We start from the raw sequence: 16,978 nt of genomic DNA, 5'->3' as shown, positions 1-16,978 counted from the left end.
GTGGGGCGTAGGCGATTGTCGTTTTCGGATCGGGCGGACATCGCTGTAGGCATCCTGGCTGGCAAGCCTGATCGTCAGATCGGTGCGGATCTTGGCCGTGACCACACGATCATTTGGCGGGAACGCCACAGGAATTCGACGAAGACCCGCGGGTATCGTCCGGTGAGTGCGGACTGTGCTGCTGAGCGCCGGCGCAAACGTCCGCAGGCACGGAAAATCGATACAGATGTGGTCCTTGCAGCCCGGGTTAAAGCGGATCTGGCCAGATCCAGAACACCGCGACAGATCGCCGGCCGTTTGCGTTTAGAAGCCACAGACGCCAGCGTTGAGACCATGACGAAATCACCCGACGCCGAAGGCCGCACCGTCTCCCACGAGGCGATCTACCGCTGGATCTACGCCCTGCCCAAGGGCGAGCTTGCCAAGCCCGGAATCCTGCTCCAGTCCAAGCGCACGAAGCGTAAATCAGTGAAGCCGCTGGGTGAACGCACCGGCGGGAGGATCATTGGCATGGTCAGCATCGACGACCGTCCAGAGGAAGCAGCTGATCGTCGTGTTCCAGGTGCGTGGGAAGGGGATCTGGTGGTCGGCAAGGGAGGCAAGAGCGCCATCGCAACCCTCGTCGAGAGACACAGCAGGTTCCTGATCATGCTTGGCCTGCCCGAAGGCAAGAAGGCCGACGGACTCGCCGATATCCTCATCAATCGGGTCAATGACCTGCCGGCCCTGATGCGCGGTTCCTTGACCTGGGATCAGGGCACCGAGATGGTCCGCCACGCACAACTGACCGTGGCCACGGATCTGCCGGTGTACTTCGCGCACCCCCACTCACCGTGGGAACGCCCGTCGAATGAGAATACAAACGGGCTGATCCGGGAGTACCTGCCCAAGGGCATCGAGCTGACCAGTCATCAGCCCTACCTGGACTCCATCGCTGATGAGCTCAACGACCGGCCCCGCGCCGTCCTGGGATTCCTCACACCACGAGAAGTATTCACCAAGCTACTCAACGACAGTGTTGCTAAGACGGCTTGACACCGCCATCGTTTGGGGACGTGAATTGCTCTGCAGTCGGGTTCTCCTGCGGAAGGCTATATATGGGATCAAATCTACCGCCAGAATAAAATCAGGTTGGGGCTAGCTCGGTACCGCTTGACTTACTTAGCTCGCAGAAGTCCTGAACCCAGAAATGTTCAGGCATGAATGGGGAACGGATATATCCGGAGCACCTATGTCTGCCTGGCAGCTCGGGATGCATCAAGAGCAAAATGGAGAGTACAGATTTGGTGGCAAATAGGCCGTGCTCAGTGCCGTGCAGCAGTCGGGCGGCAGTTCCCACCACGTCATACAAAACTCATACTTTTGAACACGCAACAGCGACTATTTAGTATCCTGCATTGTTGCAATAACGCCATACAGGAACAGGCCAAAACGGGATATTGGCAACCGCGAATTGACCGCTGATCAGCAAGCCGGGGGCGTCGGTACGAATCTGACAGGAGGCCCTGGAGTTTTAGAAGACCAAAAGTACGGATTTACGGGGCTTTTGGCAGTGACGGGGACGGTTTCAGCCCCGTCTATTCGCGTTCAAATGGCTTTGGTGTTCAAACGCAACGGGCTCGGCCTCAGGCGACTCGTCTGAGGCTAGTCCACGGAATGCGGTTGTGTTGGATGGCTTCGCAGTTCAGCGTCATGCGGAGGTGCCCTGCCAGCCAGCCACCGCGTCATCCTCCAATGCTCGACGTTCCGTGGCCGTTGGGAGAGCGGGGCCAGGTACGCGCAGCTACAGGCCTTAAAATCACGTCCCAAATCTGTCCGGGGCGAAGAGTTTTCCGGGTGTCCTGGACACAGACATCGATGGCATCGGCGGCACATGGAGCTAGCCGCAGGCTCAGCAGGTCGTGGGTTAGGCATATGCTGACAGGTTGACCTCGGTAGCTGAGCTGGAACGAGACCGCAGTCAGTTCGGTGGGAAGGACCGGGTGCAGCCAGAGAGCGTCCTGCCGAGTTTCCACACCGGCATAACAGCGCATCACCATGTCAGCGGTCCCGGCCATGGCCCCGAGGTGGATACCTTCTCGGGTGGCTCCACCCTGAGTGTCTGCCAGGTCCGCTTCCAAGGCCTGTTCAAACAGTGACCAAGACCGGGCACGGTTGGTACGGGCCAACACCCAGCCGTGGGCGAGCCTGCTCAGGGTCGAGCCGTGGCTGGTACGGGCCAGATAGTAGCGGACCGTCGCCGGGATGAGATCCGGCGGCAGCGGATATCCCAGGCGGAGAAAAATTTCGCGTAGTTCCTCAGCGGAAAAAAGGTAGAACAGCATCAAGACATCTGCCTGTTTGGAGAGCTTGTACCGGTTAGTGGTGTCACCCTCGGCCTGCAAGATCAAATCCAGCCGGCCGATGTTCGTGTAACGGCTCCGGTAGGTGTCCCAGTCGAATTCCTGCAGATGCTCGTAGCCCTCGAATTGACTGATCACTCCTTCATGAAAGGGGATGCGCAACCGCCGGCTGATCCTTTCCCAGTGCGCAACTTCCTCTGGCTCCACGCCGAGCCGGTGCTGGAAAAGGTCACAATCATGGCCAGCCAGCAGCTGCACCGTCTCGGCGGCACGTGCCAATACCCACGCGGCCAGCACATTGGTGTAGGCGTTGTTGCGCAGTCCCTGTCCTGGGGCATCAGGATAGCCATCATGGTATTCGTCCGGGCCCATCACTGCGCTGATGTCAAAACGGTCATCACCTAGATCATGGACGGCAAGGGAGGCGAACAACCGGGCCACCTCCACGAGAATCTCTGCCCCGTAGTCGGTGAGGAAGCCTAGATCGGCGGTGGCCTGGTAGTACTGCCAGACACTGTAGGCCACCGCCAGGCCGACGTGACGTTGCCGGTGAGAGTTGTCCGGCATCCACGTTCTATTACGGGGGTTGAAGAGTTCTGCCGGTGTTTCCTCGCGGCCGTCGCTGCCGGACTGCCAGGGGAACATCGCTCCGGCAAGGCCTTCGGCACGGGCAGCGTCCCGGGCAGAGTCCAGGCGACGGAACCGGTAAAGCAGCAGTGCTCGGGTCAGCTCCGGCCGCCGGAGAGTCAGCATCGGGTAGACAAATAGCTCGTCCCAAAAAACGTGACCGCGGTAGCCCTCCCCATGCAGGCCCCGGGCAGGAAGACCAGCATCCAAGTCAGGACTGGCGGCAGCGACGGTCTGCAACACGTGAAAAACGTGCAGGTTCAGGGCCAACGACTGCCTGGGTCTGGTCTGCAGCTGGATTCCAAACCGGTTCCACAGCTCCTCCCACTTGCTGGCGTGGGCGACCAGCAGAACCCCAAACCCCGGAGCCCGGTCGATGCTGTGACCGGCGTCGAGCGCAGCAGTGGAGACAGCCCGGTCTCTGGAGGTCGCTACCGCGGCAATCTTCTCAATTGTTACTGGTATTCCACGTGCTAGGCGCAGCGTGATCTGGTGCCCGGCGCGCGCTGACTCTTGGATCAACCGGCGGTGGGTGGCGCCGCCGTCGGCTCCGATTCGCGTGCGCGTAGCAGTGGCGATCTTGATACCGGACTGGCTGGTTGCAGCCTCGTAGATCACCGTTTCAGCGTCCGGTACCACAGACCCGGACGGGACCAGATGCTCATGGGCAAGAACAAAGTCGGCCCTCACGTTGCGGTTGGCCACGGCGCCATTAACTACCGATTCAACGACCACTTCGCCTGACCAGTTCTCGGCCTCGAGGGTAACTTCCAAGGCCGCCAAGTGTGGGTCATCCAAAGAATGAAACTGCCGGGAGGTGATCCGGGTTTTCCGTCCAGCTGCATCACGGTAGCAGTTGATACGGGTCAGCACCCCACTGCGCAGATCCAGGTCTTGGTGGTGGCTGAGCATCTCCGCAATGCCTGGACGGAGGACGGGCCCGTCCTTCGGCCGGGCGGTCAGGAAGGACCAGTCAGGGGCGTTGACCAGGTGCTCGGTTTCGACCTTCCGACCGGCCACGTCACTGATGAGCCGGTTGTAGATACCGGCCAAGTAAGTCCCCGGGTAGTGCACGCCATCCGCCGTGCTACCCGGCACTGAACCGCGGGTGGCCCAATACCCGTTACCCAGGGTGCACAGCGCCTCCCGTGTGCTTTCTTGCTCTGGATCAAACTTGTCATAAACGAGGTTCCACACCCCTGGAGTGCCTGTCTTGGCGCCCCCGCTCCAGGAAGCATCCGGGTCCGCTGCAGCATCTGCAAGTCCAGACTGTAGGCCGGTTAGGTCCCGGACCACCACGTCCGCACCAGCGGCGGCCAGCTGCTCACCGGTGCCGGTGCGGTCCACTCCCACTACCAGGGCGAAGCCGCCGACGACGGCTGCCTTGACCCCGGCCGCGGCGTCCTCGATCACCGCGGCATCGGCCGGTGCCACCTGGAGGCGGCGGGCGGCCTCCAAGAACATGGCAGGATCTGGTGTACCTGGCAGGGACAGCACCAATGCATCCGTGCCGTCGACCCGGACAGGGAATAGGTCTGTAATCCCGGCGGCATCAAGGACCCCTGCGCTGTTGCGACTTGAGGTCACCAGCGCAACGGGCACCTGCCCCGCGGCCAGGTCCTGCAGCAGCTTCATCGCATCAGGAAAGACCGTCACCCCACCCTCGCTCAGCTCGGCGGCGAAGAAATCCTGCTTGCGGGTGGCCAATCCGTTGACAGTGAGATGCTCGGGCGTATCCTCAGCACTGCCCTCAGGCAGGCTAATCCCCCGGGAGGCCAGGAACGTTCTCACCCCGTCCTCCCGGGACCGCCCATCAACGAAGGCACGGTAGTCCTGCTCCGCGTCAAAGGGTACTTGCGTGTCATCGATCCGAGGAAGGACCTGATCGAAGAGCGCCTTCCACGCCGCCGCATGGACCCCGGCGGTGTCAGTGACCACACCGTCCATGTCGAAAATGACCGCTGCATAGCCGCAGACACTACCGGCGCTCCCATGCCCATGCTCAGGCTCTGGTGCCGGCGGCAGGCGGTGCAAGTTCCCTCGGTGCATTAGGAGCCATCCACCGCCGGCGCAGCAGTCTGGGCATGGGGCCAACTCCAGCCGCTGATGGCCGGATCGTCCTCTCCGTAGGCCCGGGTCCAAGCGCGGGCGCGGACACGTTCATCAACCATCCGCTGACGCAGCCCGGCAGCCCGTTCGGCCAAGCCCGGGACTCTGTCGATGACGTCCATCACCAGGTGGAATCGATCCAGACTGTTGAGCATGACAATATCGAACGGAGTGGTAGTGGTGCCCTCCTCACGGAAACCGCGTACATGGAAATTTTGGTGGTTATTCCTGCTGTAGGTCAGACGGTGGATCAGTGCAGGATAGCCGTGGTAAGCAAAGATCACTGGCGCAGTGACAGTAAAGACAGCGTCAAACTCTGCCTCCGGGAGCCCGTGCGGGTGCTCAGTCTCCGGCTGTAAACGCATCAGGTCCACCACGTTGACCACCCGGACAGTCAACTCCGGCAAGTGTTGGCGCAGCAGGTCTACGGCGGCAAGCGTTTCCAGGGTTGGAACATCCCCGGCACACGCCATGACCACATCGGGTATCACCCCGGCAGGGCCCGTTCCTGGACCAGTGGCAAGGGTTTCGTTGCCTGCCCAATCCCAGATGCCCAGCCCGCGCTGACAGTGCAGTTCCGCTTCGTCCATCGTGAGGTAGGACAGTGCCGGCTGCTTGCCGGCAACGATGAGGTTGATGTAGTTGCGGCTGCGCAGGCAATGATCTGCCACCGAGAGCAGCGTGTTGGCGTCCGGGGGCAGGTAGACGCGGACAATTTCGGATTTCTTGTTGATCAGGTGGTCTATGAAGCCTGGGTCTTGGTGGGAGAACCCGTTGTGGTCTTGGCGCCAAACGTGGGAAGTCAGTAAGTAGTTCAATGAGGCAATCGGCATTCGCCACGGGATTTCGTTGGCGACTTTGAGCCACTTGGCGTGTTGATTCACCATTGAGTCCACAATATGGATGAACGCCTCGTAGCAGGAGAACATGCCGTGCCGTCCAGTGAGTAGATAGCCTTCTAGCCAGCCCTGGCACAGGTGCTCAGAAAGGACTTCCATCACCCGCCCTGACCGGGCTAGGCCCTCGTCTGTGGGTAACGTTTCTCCTTGCCAGACGCGGTTGGTGGCCTCGAAGACGGCGCCGAGCCGGTTGCTGGCTGTTTCATCGGGTCCCATCAGGCGGAACGTGGAGGGGTTGTTGGCGATGACTTCACGCAGGTAGGTGCCCAAGACCCGGGTTGCCTCTGCGACGGTTGTCCCCGGCGATTCAAGCGCGACGGCGTAGTCGCGGTAGTCCGGTAGGTGGAGTGGTTCCAGGACCAGACCACCATTTGTTACCGGGTTTGCACTCATCCTGCGGACACCTTTAGGGGCAAGATCGGCCAGCTCGGGCCGCAACGCACCCTCGGCGTCGAAGAGTTCCTCCGGATGGTAGGAGGCCAGCCAGTCTTGGAGCTGACGCAGGTGTTCCGGGTTGTCCTGGAGACCGGACAGTGGCACCTGGTGGGAGCGCCAAGTGCCTTCGGTAGGCAGCCCGTCCACTACCTTAGGTCCGGTCCATCCCTTGGGGGTGCGTAACACAATCATCGGCCAGCGAGGCCGTTGCGTCACGGCACCGTGCCGGACATCGTGCTGGATGCGATCGATCTCGGCTACAACGTGATCCAGAACCGCGGCGAACTGCTGATGCACCTGCTCAGGATCGTCACCGCTGACTAGATACGGCTGGTGCCCATACCCCTTCATCAGGGCCATCAGTTCCTCATCGGGGATGCGCGCCAAAACGGTGGGGTTGGCGATTTTGTAACCATTAAGGTGCAGGATCGGCAGCACCGCACCGTCATGGACCGGATCTAAGAACTTGTTGGAGTGCCAGCTGGCAGCCAGCGGTCCGGTCTCCGCTTCCCCATCCCCAATAACGCAGGCCACCAAGAGATCTGGATTGTCAAAGGCCGCACCGTAGGCATGCATCAACGAATACCCCAGCTCTCCGCCTTCATGGATGGACCCTGGGGTCTCCGGTGCTACATGACTGGGGATCCCGCCCGGGAAGGAGAACTGGCGAAACAGACGTCGAAGCCCCTCCTCGTTGGTGCTGATGTCTGGATAGACCTCGCTGTAGGTTCCGTCGAGGTAGGCGTTGGCCACCAGCCCTGGACCGCCGTGTCCTGGTCCCGTCACGTAGATGGCGTTCAGGTCCCCGGCCTTGATGACACGGTTCAGGTGCGCGTAGATCAGGTTCAGCCCCGGCGTTGTTCCCCAGTGGCCCAACAAGCGCGGTTTGATGTGCTCCAGTGTCAATGGCTCCCGCAGCAACGGGTTATCCAGCAGATAGATCTGGCCGACAGAGAGGTAGTTCGCCGCTCGCCACCAAGCATCCAGACGCTGCAGCTGCTCAGCGGTGAGCGGGCCCTGTGCTGGAATCGGAAAAGTATCATTTTCTTGGATCTTCATCATTTTCTCCTCTGAAGGACGATGGGAACTCTGGCGGAAGTGATTTCCGGTGAAGGTTATAGCCGATTATCGGTGTGCGATCCAAAGGTGCCTGGACGGGGAATCAGACATTGCCAGGACCGCATGGAGCTCGTCAGTGGTATTTTCCTCCGGAATGGGTTTCGCGGGAGTATGCCTATACCTGACACTAGCCCACGCACCTTGCACGCGAACGCCGCAGACCCTCGAATCTAAAAAGGTGCCCATATCGATTGATCGTTTGAAAGTGTGGTTTTCTTTCACTACCAAAAGACTGCTTCGAAACGTCTGTGCCAGCGCCTGTGCACTGTGATTGAAGATAGTGAGGCAACTTGCAGATCATAGCGACACGTTTGCTAAAGCAGCATCTGGGCCTCCTTCACCGCCCACGGCCCCGGCGTATTATCCACGGAAGTTGGGTACACCGTGGCGCCGCTTACCCCGAGGACTTTTCCGATGTTGGCCGGCGTAAGCTCTCTGAGCCTTGAGTTCTCGCCCACCTTCAACTTCCGCATGATCGAGGATCACGTCCTGCCGTCCTGCCGTCCTGCCGTCCTGCCGTCCGCACCTATTCCGCCACAGCGCAAGCGCTGGCCTAGCTTCACTGGTGCCCACCCGAGGAGGGTCAGTGTCCACCTGCTGAGGGTGTTTAAGGTACGGAATGTTGTGAAAAACCAACCAGATGTGGCCGGAACTTGACCGACCTGTGCGCATCCGGACGGCGCCCATTGGAGGTGGGTAGGCCCGCCGCGCGTCTGCTCGCCAGAAAAAAGCCTATGGCCCTATTTGCTGAGTGGAACGCGCAGTATGCGCCCTGCGCGCAACCGGAATGACATCCGCTGGCATCGAACGGTCTTATGCGTAGAAGATGTTGAATGGAGGGAGTTTGGCAGGGTATGACGCTTTTAGTGGTTGCCTAGTTTTTGGGGCGCCACGCGTCTGCGGGATCCACAGTGCGCGTCTCGGGTCTGGCAGGGCAGCGTCTGGGGCGGGTCTGGGCCAGGTGGCCAGGTTACTTGCAAGGCTCTGGCATCAGAGGTCCCGATTCAAGTCAGCGCGAGCACACTCCGAAACTTTTTCGCACAGCCATACAGGCACCACTTTGTTGCGCTGACTGGTTCCGAAAGAGAACACAACCCTGAAGGTGAGGGAAGAGGATACAGTGGTGCTGCGTGCAGGACATACGCTCGAATTCTAGTTAGCTCGCCAATATGCAAAGACAACGCTTCAGGATGCAAGGGGATGGAATGCCAGACTTCCTCACCGTACCGATGCCACCGGACGATGCGTTCCTTCTCGACGCTGAAGCGGTGGCGGCTGGGGTGGGCGTGGACCCGAGGACAGGACTTTCCGAGGAAGAAGCTGCCCGGAGGCTCCTAGTGGACGGTCCCAACGACTTGCGTGGCAAAGCCCCGGTGCCAGCCTGGCGGAAAGTCATAGCCCAGTTTCAGGATGCGTTGATTTATCTGCTGCTCGCAGCGGTCGCGATCTCGCTGGTCGTCTGGGTCGTGGAAGGTGCCGAGGGTGTGCCCGTCGACGCCGTCGTGATCGCCACGATCATCGTTCTCAACGCCATCCTTGGCTATACACAGCAAGCTAAGGCCGAAGACGCCGTGGCCGCGCTGAGTAGGATGACTGCCGCAACATCAACGGTTTGGAGGGGCGGTGAACTCAGGACCGTTCCGTCCGCAGATCTGGTGCGAGGAGATGTACTTGTCCTGGGCGAAGGAGACGCGGTGGGAGCCGATGCCCGGATACTGACGGCGAGTTCTTTACATATCCAAGAGGCCTCCCTGACGGGAGAAAGTGAAGCGGTATTCAAGGACCCGGCGACCCTGATGGGGCCGGCATCGCTCGGTGATCGGGTGAACATGGTCTACAAAGGCACATCCGTTGCCCAGGGCGTTGGGCGTGCGGCTGTTACGGCGGTTGGGATGTCGACGGAGGTCGGGGCGATCGCCGGAATGGTTGACGCAACCGTTGAAGAACCAACGCCACTGCAAGTTGAGATCAACCGCATCGGCAAGTTGCTCGGCATCATCGTCGTGATAGTCGCTCTCGTGGTCATGCTCACCGTGGTTCTGGTTGAGGGCATCTCGGCTCCGAGCGATCTCGTTGGAGTATTGCTGCTGGGGGTCTCACTCGCGGTGGCTGCAGTGCCAGAGGGGCTCCCTGCGCTGCTTTCGGTGATACTCGCGATTGGCGTTCAGCGCATGGCAAAGCGCAATGCGGTCGTGAAACAGCTCAGCGCAGTTGAGGCGCTCGGCTCGGCGTCGGTGATCTGCACCGATAAGACAGGTACATTGACACGTAATGAGATGACGATCCAACGCGTGGTCACCGCATCGGGACGGGCTAGCCTCACTGGTGCCGGGTACCGCCCCAGAGGTTCGGTACTCAGCCTTGGTGAGGAGCTATCCGGGGACCTCCGCGCTGAGGTGCAGCTGGTGCTCAGCGCAGGATCCCTTGCAAACAATGCCCAGCTCTCTGAAGATAACGGCGAGTGGCACATTCAGGGTGATCCGACCGAGGCTGCGTTCCTTGTGGCGGCTCGCAAGCTTGAGGGCACCATGGAGCGGGTGGTTCACTTCGAACGGCAGGCGGAAATTCCCTTCACCTCGGAGCGGAAGCTGATGTCAACTGTGCATCAGGACCAGGCCGATGGGGCTCTTTTGCTGCTAAGCAAGGGTGCCCCCGATGTGCTGATGGGCCGCTGCACCCGGCTTCAGGTAGGTGAGAGCACAGTCCCCCTGACCGAGACTCTCCGGCAAGAGGCGCTCGATGAGATTGAGGCACTGTCGGCGCAGGCGTTCCGCACCCTTGGTGTGGCCTATCGGGTGCTCGACACCGCAGTCTCAGCAACCGCCGTCGACCCGTCGTTTGAAAAGGACCTCGTCTACGCAGGTTTTGTTGGAATTGTTGATCCGCCCAGACCTGAAGCTGCCAAGGCGATCTCCGAAGCGCACCGCGCGGGTATCCGCGTCATTATGATCACTGGCGACCATCCAACGACTGCGGCAAGGATTGCAGCCGAGCTCGGAATTATCGAACCCTCGGCACGTGCAGTGACCGGAGCTGAAATAGACACTCTCAACGACCGCGACCTACGCAATCTCACACGCGAGATATCCGTGTACGCGCGCGTTTCGCCCCAGCATAAGCTTCGCCTTGTCGACGCCCTGCAGGCCGATCAGCAAATCGTGTCGATGACCGGTGACGGTGTCAACGACGCCCCCGCAATCAAGTCTGCGGACATTGGCGTCGCGATGGGAATCACCGGAACCGAAGTCACCAAGGGTGCCGCGCGCATGATCCTCGCCGACGATAACTTTGCCACCATCGTGGCGGCGGTTCGTCAAGGACGGGTGATCTTCGAAAACATCAAAAAATTCCTCCGTTACCTGCTCTCATCAAATCTCGGCGAGGTGCTCACGGTTTTTCTGGGCGTTATTTTCGCCGGTGTCCTTGGACTCACTGACGCCAGTAGCGATGCGCTGGTCCTGCCGCTGATCGCAACCCAGATCCTGTGGATCAATCTGATCACCGACTCAACTCCCGCCCTTGCGATGGGACTCGACCCTGAGGTTGACGACGTGATGGCGCGGAAGCCGCGCAAACTAACCGACCGGACCATCGACGCGCGTATGTGGGGCGGGATCCTCTCCATTGGGCTGGTGATGGCATTGGCAACGCTGTTTACCATCGATCTTTTCCTGCCAGGAGGTCTCGTCGAGGGTAATGACACGCTCACCGTTGCACGCACGGCCGGTTTTACCACCTTAGTATTCGCCCAACTGTTTAACGCGTTGAACGCCCGTTCGGAGACGACCAGCGCGTTCCGGATGCTGTTCGCGAATAAGTGGCTCTGGGGTGCCATAACACTCAGCGTGGCGCTTCAGATCCTTGTTGTCCAAGTCCCGATCCTTCAATTGGCTTTCGGAACTGCGTCCATGGATCTCACTCACTGGGCCGCATGCGTGGCACTCGGATCGGCTGTGCTCTGGTTCGACGAGATCCGCAAAATTCTTATGCGTGCAATATCAAAACGGACTCTACGCCAGCCACAGTAGCGCTGAACGGACCCCCCGCCGGATGATCGCTGGAGCTCACGTACGTAAGTGGTCTGACCTGCGCTTTAGTCCTGGGGGAGATGCTTTCAGTGGTGCATTTTCGCCCGCACACAATAGACGCTCATTGCCTTGACCGCGCAGGCTTTGATTCCATCGTGCCCTTCTCTGCTCTCAGTAGTGCGGCGAACCTGCTAAAGTCCGCTCTCGGCGCCAACAGCGGATGTCATCCTTTTTTAAACGCAACGCTCCCGCACAGCCGGTTTTTCAGCACAGCACCTACCTTCCGCGTAAGATCAGAGCATGAACGGACCCGCAGACGCTTTTGGCCCGATGCTGGAAGTGATGTCGTGGGTGGGTTTTGTACTCGGCATTCCACTAGTTATTGTGGGCTGGATTGTGGCCAACCGCCGTTGCCAATGGATCAACACCACTGCCGAGGTGTTCGAGGCCGGCGGATATAAAGGCTTCCGCTGGATTGACAGTGAAGACATGCCGCACGTCTCCTTGCACGATCACGGCGAGACCCAAGGAGTGGATGTTGGCACCCGAATCGAGATCCATTACGATCATTGCCACCCTGTCCGGTGGGGGCTGGAGCCGCCCCGAAACGATAACCCTTTTTTGATCATCGGCTGGATACTCGTGTCTGTGGCAATCCTGTGTACTGTGGCTGGATTCATTCCAATAATGTTCTGAGCCGGATTTCATACAGCAGCTAAGCAGCTAAGCAGCTAGTGCGCCGGGCCGGTGCCCCGCTGGGCTGGCGTTCTTGTGATCGAATCGTTACCGTAAGAACTACACCGGCCGTTTGAGAGCGGCCGCTTTGAGAGGAGTTTCCATGGTTTCCAAGACAACTTCCACAGCGAAATTTACGGTCCCTGGCCTGTCCCTTGCGGACGGTCACCAAGTGGCAGCCACCCTGCAAGGACGGCTCCACGCCTTGAATGATCTCCAACTGACATTGAAGCATGCGCACTGGAATGTGGTGGGTAGGGATTTCATTGGTGTTCACACCATGCTTGACCCTCAGATTGAACTGGTCCGGGCGATGATTGACGAGACAGCGGAACGTATTGCTACTCTGGGCGATTCGCCTAACGGTTTACCCGGAGCGTTGGTGAGAGATCGGGACTGGAACGATTACGCGCTTGGACGAGCCTCCACTATGGAGCATTTGGCCGCTCTGGACGTTGTCTATGAAGGTGTGGTCTCCAGCCACCGCGACGCCATCTCTGTTATTGGAAAACTTGATCCCATCACTGAGGACATGCTGATTGGGCAGACCGCGAAGCTGGAGTTGTTCCAGTGGTTCATGCGCGCGCACCTGGAAAATTCCGGTGGGACACTCCTCAACGCTGAGACGCACACGGAGAAGTCCGCCGCGGCGAAGACGAAGAAAAAGTAGAACTCAGCGGAACAACAGCCTACACATCGAAAATAGGAGCAACACCATGTCAAACACAGAGAACTTTGACCCCACCCAGAGCCCCCGCGTTGACAAAAAGCTGATGGAGGATAGCGCTGGTGAACCTGAAGTAGGAAAAGAAGCGTCTGAAGTGGCGCAGACCCCCGAGCCAAAAGACGTCGAATCGGATCCCGCGCTCAATGACGGACTAGGTCAGGACTGGACCGACGAAGGTGGCGCCACAGCCGAAGGTTCGGCCACATTGTCGGAGTAGAGCATCTGAGCTGAGCTCTGAGCAACTAGTCACTGTCTCTTGGCACTCTGCCGCCTGACACTCTGCCTCTTGACACTGGGCTCTGGAAGCTGCCGGTGCAAAGAACTTATTGTGCCCCGCACTGCTTGCAGTGCGGGGCACAATTGCGTCAACGCCAATGCCAATGCCAACGCCGGGTCACCGGGGCAAGAAACGCCCTGGACAAGCTTCTCGCAGAGCACAGGCTCTAGGCAATGAACAGTTAACGATAATAGGGTTATCAAAAGTCCTAGAAGATCTGCGAAGGGGGAGAGAATAATGACTGCACAATTGCTCCGAGTAGAACCTGGATCTGGAGGGATATCTCGCAAGATCGCAGGCCGTGGATTTAGCTATGTTTCGGCAAATGGGCGGAGAATCAGCTCTGAAAAGTTAATCAACCGTATTGATGCGCTAGCTGTCCCGCCGGCGTGGCAGCAGGTTTGGATCGCGTCAGATTCACGGGCGCATATTCAAGCTACCGGGGTGGACGCCGCAGGCCGCACCCAGTACATTTATCATCCCCGCTGGCGAGAACTCCGCGATGATGAGAAGTTCATCCGTTCGCTGGCCTTCGCCCAGCGTCTGCCCAGCATGCGCCGGACGGTGACACGGGACCTCCAACAACAAGACGATGCCAAGCGGCGGACGCTCGCAGCAGCGGTGCGTCTCATTGACAGTGCCGGGTTGCGAGTAGGCGGGGCCGCCTATGCCGATGAAAACGGTTCCTTTGGCGCCACAACATTGCAGCGGCGGCACGTTAGCGTCCAAGGCTCCGAGATCCGGCTGGTGTTCCGGGGCAAGTCAGCGGGTGCGTGGGACGTGCAACTATCGGATGCGTTGCTGGGGGAGTACTTCACCACCATGCCAGCCAAGCCGCGCCAAGGTCCCGCGTTGTGTTTTCCGGTCAAGAGTGGGCGCCGCAAACAGTGGCACTCCGTCTCCGATTCAGATGTTAACGCGTATCTGGGCAGAATAGTGGGTAGCGGCTTCACCGCCAAGGATTTCCGAACCTGGCAAGGTACGGCGGTTGCTGCCGTTTCGCTGGCTCGCTCCCATCGTTTGGGCGCCTCATCCCCTGACGCTGTCACAGCAGCTATTCGGGACGCGTCCGTATGGCTGCACAACACCCCCACCATAGCCAAAGAATCCTACGTCAATCCTCGTGTTATTGCGCTGTTTGAACAGGGCAAAGTTGCTGCGCCGAAGCGCCAACGAGACAGCGCTGTTCTTGAGCTGCTGACAACCGGGAGCGCCCAATAAATCGCCGTCAACAGCGGCACACCGGGCCAGCATTCACTGACTCACATCCGTCCGTTACCCACGTTGGCTGACAACTCGCGCTATGGTGGAAACTGGCCAGTGCTTTTGATTGTTATTCTTTGCCGCCGGTGGCGTCTTGGTCGGGTTCAGAAGAAAATGACTCGCGATCAGCACGGGTTGGACCGGAATTTTCGTCAGTGATGGGAGCTTCCGCAGAAGGCAAATCTACTGGCGCCTCTGCTGTGTCTTCACGATCCGTAGCTCCGGACTGTTCAGGAGCCTGATGCGAGGTTTGGATTTCTTCGTTATTTTCATTATTCTCGGGGGTCATGATCGTCTCCGGGGTTGAGGGGAGTGGTTCCCTGTATTTCAGCTATGGATTGCACGGTCACCGTTCAAGATAATGGGTGGGCGGCCTCTTGACAAGCCTTCGGTCACAACTCAGGCACGTTTTCCTTCGAGTGTGACGTGCCGCGATGTGACTTAACCCGCCAAGGGGGCTTTGCCTCAGACGGGCCCAGAGCGCCTGGGCCCGTCTGCGATCAGCTGCTACTGCTGGAGGGCTTTGATGACTTCTTTGGCGACGTCCTCGCTGGACTGTGGGTTTTGTCCGGTGATGAGGTTGCCGTCACGGACCACATGGGAGCTCCAGGCGCCGGCGTTCTCGATGATGGCGCCTTTTTCCTGCAGGGCATCTTCCACGAACCAGGGAGTGTTGGGTCCCGTGCCGCCATTGAGTTCTTCCTCATTGGTGAAGACGGTCAGGCGGCGCCCTTCGAACGCGAACTTCCCGTCGGTATCCACAGCACTTAGCAAACCTGCCGGACCGTGGCAGAACGGGGCAATGATTGCCCCGGCGGTGTTGGCCGCAATCAGCAGCTGCCCCAAATCTGTGTCCTTGTAGAGATCAGTCATGGGTCCGTGCCCACCGGGCATCACGACGGCGTCGTAGCTCTCGGCGTTCACCTCGGCCAGCACCAGCGGGGCACTCAGCTCAGCATCTATCGAAGCGATGTAATCGCGGAAACCATCTGCCCGTTCCTTGCCCCCTGCCGGATCGTCCAAGAGACTCACCTGATCCACCGTGGGCTTCACGCCTCCCGGAGTTGCGATGTGAACTGTGTGGCCGGCGTCGAGCAGGGTCTTGTGTGAAACCACAAGCTCCTCTGCCCAGTAGCCGGTGGGGTGTTCGCTGCCGTCCCTCATGGTGAGGGAATCTGCGGCGGAAACAACCATCAGTACGTTAGCCATGTTTTTGCTCCTGGTCTGCCGGCCCTTTTCTTAGGTCAGCGGATAGTGGTGTTTTGTTGTTGCGGTGGGAAGCGGTCAGTGCGCAGCTTCGAGTTCGGCGTACGTAGCGTCATCAAGAACCACGCCGGCCGCGCCCAGGTTTTCTTCCAGGTGTTTCACGGAGCTTGTGCCGGGAATGGGCATCATGACGGGGGAGCGGCGCAACAGCCATGCCAAAGCCACCTGCGAGGTTGTGGCACCGAGCCGCTTCGCAGCCTCTGCCATAGCTCCGCCGGGGCGTGCCAGCTCACCAGCGGAAATGGGGGCCCAAGGGATGAAGCCAATGCCGTTCTGCTCGGCGTAGTTCAACACGTCCTCGGAACTGCGGTCCGTAAGGTTATAGCGGTTCTGCACGGTAGAGACGGTGAAGTACTTTCCCGCTTCCTCGAGCTGGGCCACGCTGACCTGAGAGAGTCCCAGCGCCTTGACCTTGCCCTCCTGCTGCAGCTCGCGCAGAACCGTGAATTGCTCTTCTTGATCCACCTTCGGATCGATCCGGTGCAACTGGAGCAGATCCAGGGAATCCACCTTGAGCTTGCGCAGGCTCAGCTCGGTTTGCTGGCGCAGGTATTCGGCGCGGCCCACGGGAACCCACACGTCGGGTCCTGTGCGGGCAAAGCCCACCTTGGTGGCGATCTTCAGGCCATCCTTGTACGGATGCAACGCCTCGGCCAGGATTTCTTCGCTGATATTGGGCCCGTATGAATCAGCAGTGTCAATGAAATCGACCCCAAGTTCCACGGCACGGCGTACGACGGCGATCGCGGCGTCCCGGTCTGCAGGCTCACCCCAAACCCCGTCCCCGACAATGCGCATGGCACCGAACCCTAGGCGATGGACCGTTCCAAGATCTAACAGATCGATGGTGGCTGATACTTGAGTATTCGCTGAGTTGTCATGGTTCATAGGGGCGACAACCAGCTAAGACTGCGGTGTATTCCCTCATGGCACCGTCCAAAAATCACGCCAGCGTTTTATAAGCAGGGAGGCCCAGCGCTACCCCAGCGGATCTTGCCGATGGCTTTGACTCTTCAATCACCCGTAAAACGGCCAAATCAGCTGGACATAAAACTTTGCAATTCCAATGAGCAGTAGGGCAGGAACGTCCATAGTCATCTAGGAGAGAATAATGTTCACCGGTGTGTCCGTCAGAACCAGCATTGATCCCG

Annotated in this window: 11 protein-coding genes; 6 read left to right on the top strand and 5 right to left on the bottom strand. The window is 59.4% G+C overall.

The annotated features are described in order from the left end of the window. Positions 1–1,035, top strand: a complete 1,035-nt coding sequence (locus tag CVS29_RS15230; protein WP_110107181.1) for an IS30 family transposase — start codon at positions 1–3, stop codon at positions 1,033–1,035. Between the two features lie 689 nt (positions 1,036–1,724). On the opposite strand, the gene CVS29_RS15225 is transcribed toward CVS29_RS15230, so the two are convergent. Together CVS29_RS15225 and CVS29_RS15220 are read right to left on the bottom strand one after the other, a co-directional pair. After that, positions 1,725–5,018: a beta-phosphoglucomutase family hydrolase gene (locus CVS29_RS15225; protein WP_110107180.1), complete on the bottom strand. Its 3,294-nt coding sequence runs from the start codon at positions 5,016–5,018 to the stop codon at positions 1,725–1,727. Beyond that, entirely contained in the window at positions 5,018–7,474 is a 2,457-nt protein-coding gene (locus CVS29_RS15220) for a phosphoketolase family protein (protein WP_110107179.1), read from the bottom strand. Before CVS29_RS15220 ends, CVS29_RS15225 begins: the two co-directional genes overlap by 1 nt. Positions 7,475–8,736: 1,262 nt before the next feature. On the opposite strand from CVS29_RS15220, the gene CVS29_RS15215 reads away from it, so the two are divergent. The 5 genes from CVS29_RS15215 to CVS29_RS15195 all read left to right on the top strand — a co-directional run bounded on the left by CVS29_RS15215 (position 8,737) and on the right by CVS29_RS15195 (position 14,519). Further along, positions 8,737–11,559 carry a cation-translocating P-type ATPase gene (locus CVS29_RS15215; RefSeq protein ID WP_110107178.1) on the top strand — a complete coding sequence of 941 codons (2,823 nt, stop codon included), beginning with the start codon at positions 8,737–8,739 and terminating at the stop codon, positions 11,557–11,559. A 300-nt stretch (positions 11,560–11,859) separates the two neighbouring features. Continuing rightward, complete coding sequence (locus CVS29_RS15210; RefSeq protein ID WP_110107177.1) at positions 11,860–12,255, top strand: hypothetical protein; 396 nt, start codon at positions 11,860–11,862, stop codon at positions 12,253–12,255. A gap of 142 nt (positions 12,256–12,397) precedes the next feature. After that, positions 12,398–12,964, top strand: a complete 567-nt coding sequence (locus CVS29_RS15205) for a Dps family protein (protein ID WP_110107176.1) — start codon at positions 12,398–12,400, stop codon at positions 12,962–12,964. A gap of 46 nt (positions 12,965–13,010) precedes the next feature. Then, positions 13,011–13,238: a hypothetical protein gene (locus CVS29_RS15200; protein ID WP_110107175.1), complete on the top strand. Its 228-nt coding sequence runs from the start codon at positions 13,011–13,013 to the stop codon at positions 13,236–13,238. Positions 13,239–13,535: 297 nt separating this feature from the next. After that, positions 13,536–14,519 (top strand): DNA topoisomerase IB, encoded by a 984-nt coding sequence (locus CVS29_RS15195; protein ID WP_110107174.1) that lies wholly within the window; start codon positions 13,536–13,538, stop codon positions 14,517–14,519. A 112-nt stretch (positions 14,520–14,631) separates the two neighbouring features. On the opposite strand, the gene CVS29_RS15190 is transcribed toward CVS29_RS15195, so the two are convergent. The 3 genes from CVS29_RS15190 to CVS29_RS15180 form a co-directional block, all read right to left on the bottom strand. Then, complete coding sequence (locus tag CVS29_RS15190; protein WP_110107173.1) at positions 14,632–14,850, bottom strand: hypothetical protein; 219 nt, start codon at positions 14,848–14,850, stop codon at positions 14,632–14,634. Positions 14,851–15,068: 218 nt separating this feature from the next. After that, positions 15,069–15,770: a type 1 glutamine amidotransferase domain-containing protein gene (locus CVS29_RS15185; RefSeq protein ID WP_110107172.1), complete on the bottom strand. Its 702-nt coding sequence runs from the start codon at positions 15,768–15,770 to the stop codon at positions 15,069–15,071. A gap of 75 nt (positions 15,771–15,845) precedes the next feature. Then, positions 15,846–16,715 carry an aldo/keto reductase gene (locus tag CVS29_RS15180; protein WP_110107171.1) on the bottom strand — a complete coding sequence of 290 codons (870 nt, stop codon included), beginning with the start codon at positions 16,713–16,715 and terminating at the stop codon, positions 15,846–15,848. Positions 16,716–16,978 lie beyond the last annotated feature (263 nt).

It is taken from the genome of Arthrobacter psychrochitiniphilus, assembly GCF_003185915.1.
GTDB classification, from domain to species: Bacteria; Actinomycetota; Actinomycetes; order Actinomycetales; family Micrococcaceae; genus Specibacter; species Specibacter psychrochitiniphilus.
The sequence above is the reverse complement of the archived record's forward strand: the minus strand, read 5'-3'. Positions and strand labels throughout refer to the sequence as shown.

Excerpts from the sequence above, each read along its gene's own strand:
- CVS29_RS15225 (WP_110107180.1), bottom strand. The coding sequence starts at position 5,018 with ATGCACCGAGGGAACTTGCACCGCCTGCCGCCGGCACCAGAGCCTGAG.
- CVS29_RS15220 (WP_110107179.1), bottom strand. The coding sequence starts at position 7,474 with ATGATGAAGATCCAAGAAAATGATACTTTTCCGATTCCAGCACAGGGC.
- CVS29_RS15215 (WP_110107178.1), top strand. The coding sequence starts at position 8,737 with ATGCCAGACTTCCTCACCGTACCGATGCCACCGGACGATGCGTTCCTT.
- CVS29_RS15210 (WP_110107177.1), top strand. The coding sequence starts at position 11,860 with ATGAACGGACCCGCAGACGCTTTTGGCCCGATGCTGGAAGTGATGTCG.
- CVS29_RS15205 (WP_110107176.1), top strand. The coding sequence starts at position 12,398 with ATGGTTTCCAAGACAACTTCCACAGCGAAATTTACGGTCCCTGGCCTG.
- CVS29_RS15200 (WP_110107175.1), top strand. The coding sequence starts at position 13,011 with ATGTCAAACACAGAGAACTTTGACCCCACCCAGAGCCCCCGCGTTGAC.
- CVS29_RS15195 (WP_110107174.1), top strand. The coding sequence starts at position 13,536 with ATGACTGCACAATTGCTCCGAGTAGAACCTGGATCTGGAGGGATATCT.
- CVS29_RS15190 (WP_110107173.1), bottom strand. The coding sequence starts at position 14,850 with ATGACCCCCGAGAATAATGAAAATAACGAAGAAATCCAAACCTCGCAT.
- CVS29_RS15185 (WP_110107172.1), bottom strand. The coding sequence starts at position 15,770 with ATGGCTAACGTACTGATGGTTGTTTCCGCCGCAGATTCCCTCACCATG.
- CVS29_RS15180 (WP_110107171.1), bottom strand. The coding sequence starts at position 16,715 with ATGAACCATGACAACTCAGCGAATACTCAAGTATCAGCCACCATCGAT.